The organism is Weissella halotolerans DSM 20190 (assembly GCF_000420365.1).
GTDB classification, from domain to species: domain Bacteria; phylum Bacillota; class Bacilli; order Lactobacillales; family Lactobacillaceae; genus Weissella; species Weissella halotolerans.
Window position 1 is genome coordinate 138,807 of record NZ_ATUU01000004.1, and the last position, 6,770, is coordinate 145,576.

The 6,770-nt window shown below is 41.9% G+C and carries 2 protein-coding genes and 1 rRNA gene; all 3 read left to right on the forward strand.

Annotated features, from left to right (window positions below; translation table 11 throughout):
• Positions 1–96: 96 nt before the first annotated feature.
• A complete protein-coding gene (locus G414_RS0106205; RefSeq protein ID WP_022791958.1) occupies positions 97–1,815 on the forward strand; it encodes a proline--tRNA ligase in 1,719 nt (572 codons plus the stop codon).
• 125 nt (positions 1,816–1,940) lie between these two features.
• Positions 1,941–6,242: a PolC-type DNA polymerase III gene (locus tag G414_RS0106210; protein WP_022791959.1), complete on the forward strand. Its 4,302-nt coding sequence runs from the start codon at positions 1,941–1,943 to the stop codon at positions 6,240–6,242.
• A gap of 377 nt (positions 6,243–6,619) precedes the next feature.
• Positions 6,620–6,770: ribosomal RNA gene (locus G414_RS0106215) — 16S ribosomal RNA — on the forward strand; the annotation flags it as partial.

Consider the following 6,770-nt stretch of genomic DNA (forward strand, 5'->3'; position numbering starts at 1 on the left):
TTGCTGTAATGGCGCCTCATAGGTTATGGTAAAATGAATGGTAAACGGTTGTGTACATATGGGACACATAAATTAAGAATGAGGGTTTAATAAAAAATGAAGCAATCAAAGGTGTTTATTCCAACCTTACGTGAGGTCCCTGCTGATGCAGAGGTGATTTCACATCAAATGATGGTGCGTGCTGGCTATATTCGTCAGGTTTCGGCCGGGGTATATGCATACTTGCCATTAGCACAACGAGTGCTTAATAAAGTTAACGCGATTATTAGGCGGGAGATGGAAAAAGTCGATGCGGTTGAAATGGCAACGCCAGTTCTCCTGCCAGCTGAAATGTGGCAAGAATCTGGTCGTTACGAAACCTATGGTCCTAACCTGTTTAAATTAAGGAACCGGCATGATCGGGATATGATTTTGGGGCCTACTCACGAGGAAACTATGACAACCTTGATTCGTGATGACATTAAGTCTTATAAACGGCTACCGTTAACTTTGTTCCAAATTCAAACCAAATTCCGGGATGAAGATCGGCCACGCTTTGGGCTTTTAAGGGGTCGTGAGTTTACCATGCTTGATGTGTATTCATTCTCAGTTGACCAAGCTGGATTGGATCATGCGTATGAGCAGATGGAGCAAGCCTTTACCGCTATTTTTGATCAAGTTGGCCTTGATTATCGAGTGATTGTTGGTGATGCTGGGGCGATGGGTGGTTCTGACTCTAAGGAGTTTTCAGCACCGGCCGCAGCGGGTGAAGATATTATTGCCTACTCAAATGCGTCTGACTATGCAGCCAATTTAGAAATGGCAAAGGACTTTTATCAGCCTAATAAATCACATGCACCTGAAGAACCGTTAGAAAAAATTGCAACACCGGAAGTCAAAACAATTAAGGAACTAGCAGATTACCTGCAAAAGGAACCCATTGACCTAGTTAAAACAATCTTTATGTATGCTGACGACCAGCCAATCTTGCTGTTGGTGCGTGGAGATTTTGATATTAATGAAGTCAAAGTGCAAAATCTTTTAGGAGCTAATCAACTACGGATGGCGACTGAAGAAGAGGCAGAGCGTATTATTGGGGCCAACTTTGGGTCCTTAGGTCCAGTTGCGGTAGGTGAAGATGTAACTATCATAGCTGATGAATGGGTTACGGATATGGTTAACATAACAGTCGGTGCCAATGAAGACGGCTTCCACTACTTAAATGCTAATCCGGGACGTGATTTTAGAATCGATCAAGTCGCTGATATTCGAACGGTACGAGAAGGGGACTTAGCCATTGACGGTAAGGGTCAATTACAATTCACTCGTGGTATTGAAATTGGGCATATTTTCAAGCTAGGTACGCGTTATTCAGAATCTATGGGGGCCCAAGTTTTAGATGCTAATGGCCGACAAACAGATGTCATTATGGGTTCTTATGGAATTGGTGTTTCACGACTTCTATCAGCGATTGCGGAACAAAATGCCGATGAAAATGGGTTAGCTTGGCCAAAAGCAGTTGCCCCTTGGGACGTGCATATCGTACCGATTAAGTACACTGATGAGCTACAAAAAGATTTGGCCGATCAATTGGAACAACAGTTGGAAGCAGCTGGATATGAAGTTCTCTTGGATGATAGAAAAGAACGTCCAGGGGTTAAATTTAAGGATTCTGACTTAATTGGGCTACCAGTCCGGGTGACGGTAGGTAAAAAGGCCCAAGAAGGAATTGTTGAAGTGAAGTTGCGCCAGGCTGAGGATGGCATCGAGGTACGTAGTGAAGAGCTGGTTAACACCCTTGGCATTTTATTAGGGGATAACCATCCAGAAGTTTAAAAATTTGCTATAAGTAACCAGTGGCTGAAAAACAGTGGCTGGTTTTTTAGCTATTTTTTAACTAAATCAACTGCTTCTTAGCAGTATGCGAATCTGATAAATGACTGACATAAAGGAGATAATGAATGGCTTTGGATGCGCGTGAGCAGTTCCAAGTTTTATTGCAGCAGTTAGAGTATACACAATGCCCAGCTGGCTTTGAAAATGCTCAATTAGATAAATTAGTTGTTCATAAGAAGTCTAAAAAGTGGCAGTTCCTGCTAACCCTGACTGCTTTACCAGACTTAGCAACTTTTAGTAATTTTATAGAGCGATTACAAAGTGCCTTTACTGGGATTGCCAGAGTGGACTTTCAACTTACTCTTAAAACGGCCCCTACTATGACAACTATTTTGGCCTACTGGCCTTGGGTAATTGCCGAAGCAGCTAAGAATGGAGGAGCTTTGCAAAGAGCGTTTGCTAATGCAAAACTACAGGTACAGGGAACCCAAATTCAGGTGCTTTTTGATAATCAAGCTTGGGCAAATTATGCCCAGACACAGGGTTTAGCAGTTATTCGTAGATTGTACCAACAATTAGGTGTTGAGCAGGCGTTAAGTTTTGTGCCGCAGGTAGATGAACAATTGGCAGCAGTCTCAGCCTCTCAATTAGCACAACAAAAGGCACAACAGGAACAACATATGGTTTCTCAGGCTAAAGTCCAACTAGAGCAACAACATCAGCATCGAAACGCTAATCAGGGCAAAGCTGGTAACAATCTTGGTCGTAAAATTGGGAATGATGTAGAGATTGTGAAGATGGATCAGATTGTCGATGAGGAACGGTCAGTTGTTATAGAAGGCTATGTATTTGATGCTGAAGTTAGACAGTTGAAATCGGGCCGTCAAATATTAACGATGAAAGTAACGGATTATACGAGTTCGTTTATCGTAAAGCGTTTCTCACGTGATGAAGATGATGAGGCCTTTTTTGAGCGGATTAAGCCTGGTGTTTGGATTAAGGCCCGCGGACCTATTCAACAAGATGATTATGTCAGGGATTTGACCATGATGGCCTATGATTTAACCTTAGTTAAGCATGCGCAACGTCAAGATACCTATGAAGGGGATAAGCGTGTCGAATTGCATACGCATAGTATTATGTCGACTATGGATGCAACTAATAGTATCGGCGATTATGTTAAGCGGGCGGCTGACTGGGGGATGGATGCAATTGCCATCACAGATACGGCAGGCGCACAAGGTTTTCCTGAGGCAGCCAGTTCAGCTGCTAAGTACGGGATTAAAATGTTATATGGTGTTGAGGTGAACTTAGTTGAGGATGGCGAACCCATTGCTTTTAACCCACAACATGTTGCATTAGCCGATGCTGTTTATGTAGTCTTTGATATTGAAACCACAGGTTTGTCAGCAGCCTACGATAAGATTATTGAGCTATCAGCCGTTAAAATGCAAAAAGGCAATGTTATTGGCGAATTTTCAGAGTTCATTGATCCTGGATTTCCCCTTAGCGAAACAACGGTTAATTTAACGTCAATTACGGATGCTGATGTTAGGGGATCTAAGACAGAAGAAGAGGTCATCAAAGCTTTTAATGACTTTTGTGCGGATGCAATCTTAGTGGGTCATAACGTGACTTTTGATGTGGGCTTCGTTAACGAAGCACGGGTTCACTATGGCTATCCAACCTTGCCCAATGTCATTATTGATACTTTGACCTTGGCACGTTTCTTGTATCCGAATATGCGATCCTACAGGTTAAATACATTAGCTAAGCATTTTAATGTTTCTTTGGAACATCACCACCGGGCTATCTATGATGCCGAAACAACAGGTCATTTGAACCACTTGTTTCTAGCAGACGCAGCCAAACGCTATCAGATTACGTTTGCTGATCAGTTGAACGATCATATGCAGGATAATGCTGCATGGCGGCATGGACGGCCTAACCGGGCTACTTTGCTAGTGCAGCATCAAGAGGGCGTCAAAAACCTGTATAAGTTGCTATCAGCAGCTAATACCGACTATTTTTATAAGGTGCCAAGGGTTCCTAGATCCTTGCTTAACAAGTATCGTCAGGGACTCTTAGTTGGAACCGGTGATACATCTGGCGAATTCTGGGAAGCATTAATGCAAAAGGGCGTTGGCCAGGCAACGGATATAGCAAAATATTATGATTATATTGAGATTCACCCGTCAGCAGACTATGTACCACTAATTGAGGGTGAACTGATTAAAGATGAAGCCCGCCTGCGAGAATTAATGCAACAAACGGTTGAGATTGGGGAACGGTTAAGTAAACCAGTCGTTGTCACGGGAGATGTCCATTATTTAGACCCGCATGACGATATTTACCGTAAAGTCTTGATCAGTTCACAAGGAGGAGCTAATCCATTAAATCGACATAGTTTACCTAAAGTTTATTTTAGAACGACCCAGGAAATGCTAGAAGACTTTGCCTGGATGGGACCTGACCTGGCCAAAAAACTGGTCATTGATAATACGCGGTTAATTGCAGATGAGATTGATGATGTTGAAGCGATTAAAACGGGGAATTATCCACCTAATATGCCAACAGCAGAGGAAGAAATTCGACAGCGGACCTATGACACTGCACATCTCTTATATGGCGACCATTTACCAACTATTATTGAGGCCCGAATTGAGCAAGAACTCAAGTCGATTATTTCAAATGGATTCTCAGTCATTTATTTAGTGGCGCAACGGCTAGTAGCTAAATCAAATAAAGATGGTTATTTAGTTGGTTCCCGTGGATCGGTTGGGTCTTCTTTGGTGGCCTTTTTGATTGGGGTGACGGAAGTGAATGCTTTGCCACCACATTATCGAAGCGTTAAAGGTGACTATGTTGAATTTGTTGATCCAAGACAGTATGAGTCTGGCTATGATTTACCTGATAAATACAGTCCACTTGATGGGAGTTTGTTGATTGGGGATGGACATAACATTCCCTTTGAAACCTTCTTAGGATTTAAGGGGAATAAAGTTCCTGATATTGATTTAAACTTTTCTGGTGACTATCAACCTTATGCGCATAACTATATGAAATCATTGTTTGGAGAGAATAATGTTTTTCGTGCTGGAACCATTGCTACTGTGGCAGATAAGACTGCTTATGGGTATGCAAAGGCTTACGAGCGTGAAAATGAGTTAACATTACGAGGGGCTGAAATTGATCGGCTTGCCTTGGGGGCCACTGGTGTTAAGCGAACAACTGGCCAACATCCCGCAGGAATTTTAATCGTGCCTGATAATATGGAAATTTATGATTTTACTCCGATTCAATATCCAGCTGATGATACTGAAGCGACTTGGAAGACGACGCATTTTGATTTCCATTCAATCCACGACAACATTTTGAAGATGGATATTTTAGGACACGATGATCCAACCATGATTCGTGCCTTACAAGATTTATCTGGAATTGATCCTACGACAATTCCAATGGATGATCCTGGTGTTATGAGTCTCTTTACTTCTCCTAAAGCGCTTGGCGTTTCAGAAGAACAAATTTTTTCCAAGACTGGCACCTTAGGAGTTCCTGAGTTTGGAACGGCCTTTGTACGGGGCATGTTAGAAGAAACACATCCTAAAAACTATTCTGAGCTATTGCAAATATCAGGATTGTCGCATGGTACAGATGTGTGGCGGGGTAATGCGGATGAATTGATTCAACAAGGTGTGGCTGATATTGGTACCGTTATTGGAACCCGTGACAAGATTATGACCGATTTGATTAATTACGGCGTACAGCCTGAGTCTGCGTTTCAAATCATGGAAAAAGTTCGTAAGGGAAAGGGAATCTCAGACGAGTATCAGGCTGAAATGCGTGAAGCTGGTGTTCCAGAATGGTATATCGAATCCTGCTTTAAGATTAAATACATGTTCCCAAGGGCGCATGCTGCTGCCTATGTGCTGATGGCCCTTAGGATTGCATATTTTAAAGTCTACTTTCCAGTTCTTTATTACACAGCCTATTTTTCGGTTCGTGCGACGAACTTTGATATAGTAGCTATGTCGAGGGGATTAAATTCTACTAAGGCACGGATAGAAGAAATTAAGCACATGGGAAATGATGCTTCAGCTAAAGATAAAGACCTATTAACTGTTTTGGAAATTGCCAATGAGGCACTAGAACGTGGCCTGAAATTTAGTATGGTTGACCTCTATAAGTCTGATTCTGAGCAATGGATTATAGAAGGGCAGACCTTGATTGCACCATTTAATGTAGTGCCTGGTCTAGGAGACAACGTTGCAAAGCGAATTGTAGCGGCACGGGCAGAAGGCGAGTTCCTCTCTAAAGAGGACCTAGCACAACGCGCTGGTATCTCTAAATCCTTAATGGAATTTTTTGAAGAGAATGGGGTGCTAACGGGAATGCCTGATCAAAATCAATTGGCACTATTTTAGATAAGCATGGAATGGGATCATTGCTAGTAGCAATGATCCTTTTTTAATGTTCGTAAAAAAATAAATAAATAAAGTAGTTGACGAACGTTCGGAGATGGTTTATAGTAATAAATGTTGATTGGGAAGGGACGCAAGTCATCGGATTATTAATTTCAAAAAGGTGTTGACATCTATTTTGAAACGTGTATAATTAATTTCTGTTGTCGCTATTAAAGCAGTCAACAATTTGTAGATCATTGAAAACTGAATATCGTTTCGATATAACAAATGTGTAGGGTCACCACGTATGTGGTGCAAACATTTGCGAAGTCAATTCGCTAGTAAATTCGTTTAACATCTGTTAAACAACAACATAATTTGAGTACTACTCAAATTCTCAAAATGAGAGTTTGATCCTGGCTCAGGATAAACGCTGGCGGCGTGCCTAATACATGCAAGTCGAACGCCTTGTCGTTCTACTGATTTAGAGAGCTTGCTCAATACTGACGTAGAACTATACAAGGAGTGGCGAACGGGTGAGTAACACGT